Annotated in this window: 1 protein-coding gene; it reads left to right on the forward strand. The window is 68.5% G+C overall.

What is annotated here, in order from left to right; translation table 11 throughout:
- On the forward strand, positions 1 to 1,730 hold a 1,730-nt coding region (locus L0984_RS29740; RefSeq protein ID WP_234198007.1), incomplete at both ends, for an acyl-CoA dehydrogenase.

A 1,730-nucleotide genomic window follows, 5' to 3' on the forward strand; every position in this document is an offset into this window, starting at 1 on the left:
AAGGACATGCTGTTCGACATCGAGCATCTGGCGCGCATCGACGAGATCGCCCAGATGCCGGGCTTTGGCGACGCCGGCCTGGACACCGCCGCCGCCGTGCTGGAAGAGTGCGCCAAGCTGACGCAGGACGTGATCGCGCCGCTGAACGTGGCCGGCGACCGCGACCCCTCGTCCTTCAAGGACGGCGCGGTGCGCACCACGCCCGGCTTCAAGGAGGCCTTCCGCCAGTACGCCGAGGGCGGCTGGCAGGGCCTGCAGCATCCCGTCGACTTCGGCGGCCAGGGCCTGCCCAAGACCATCGGCGCGGCCTGCGGCGAGATGGTCAACAGCGCCAACCTCAGCTTCGCGCTGTGCCCGCTGCTGACCGACGGCGCCATCGAGGCATTGCTCACGGCCGGTTCGGAGCAGCTCAAGGCGACCTACCTGGAAAAGCTGGTGGGCGGCGAATGGACCGGCACCATGAACCTCACCGAGCCGCAGGCCGGCAGCGACCTGGCGCTGGTGCGCACCCGCGCCGAGCCGCAGCCTGACGGCAGCTACAAGGTCTTCGGCACCAAGATCTACATCACCTATGGCGAGCACGACATGGCGCCGAACATCGTGCACCTGGTGCTGGCCCGGGTGAGCGGCGCGCCGGAGGGCGTCAAGGGCATCAGCCTGTTCGTCGTGCCCAAATTCATGGTCAATGACGATGGCTCGCTGGGCGCGCGCAACGACGTGCACTGCGTGAGCATCGAGCACAAGCTGGGCATCAAGGCCAGCCCCACCGCCGTGCTGCAGTACGGGGATAACGGCGGCGCCATCGGTTATCTCGTGGGCGAGGAGAACCGCGGCCTCGAATACATGTTCATCATGATGAATGCCGCCCGCTATGCGGTGGGCGTGCAGGGCATCGCGGTGGCCGAGCGGGCCTACCAGCATGCGGTGGCCTACGCCCGCGAGCGCGTGCAGAGCCGTCCGGTCGATGGCTCGATGACCAAAAGCGCGCCGATCATCCACCACCCCGACGTGCGCCGCATGCTCATGACCATGCGCGCCTACACCGAAGGCTGCCGCGCCATGGCCAGCGTGGCTGCCGCGGCCTACGACGCGGCCCATCACCATGACGACGCCGAGGTGCGCAAACAGAACCAGGCCTTCTACGAATTCCTGGTCCCGCTGGTCAAGGGCTACAGCACCGAGATGAGCCTGGAAGTGACCTCGTTGGGCGTGCAGGTGCACGGTGGCATGGGCTTCATCGAGGAGACCGGCGCCGCCCAGTACTACCGCGATGCCAAGATCCTGACCATCTACGAAGGCACGACCGCCATCCAGGCCAACGACCTGGTGGGCCGCAAGACGGCCCGCGACGGCGGCCAGGCCGCGCGCGCCATCGCGGCGCAGGTCGAGAAGACCGAGGCCGAACTGCTGGCCAGCCCCAGCGACGATGCCAAGGCCGTGGCCCTGCGCGTGAAGGCCGCGCGTGAGGCCTACCTGGACGTGGTGGACTTCATCGCCGGCCAGGCCAAGGGCGACCCGAATGCGGTGTACGCGGGCAGCGTGCCGTACCTGATGCTGGCCGGCAACCTGGTGGCCGGCTGGCAGTTGGGCCGCTCGCTGCTGGTGGCGCTGACGCCCGAGGCCCAGGCGCAGGATGCGGCCTTCATGCAGGCCAAGGTCGCCACGGCGCGCTTCTATGCCGAACACATCCTGGTGAAGGCTGGCGCCACGCGCGACGCCATCGTCGGCGG

The sequence above is a fragment of the Pseudacidovorax sp. NFM-22 genome (assembly GCF_021401245.1).
Lineage (GTDB): Bacteria > Pseudomonadota > Gammaproteobacteria > Burkholderiales > Burkholderiaceae_C > Xenophilus.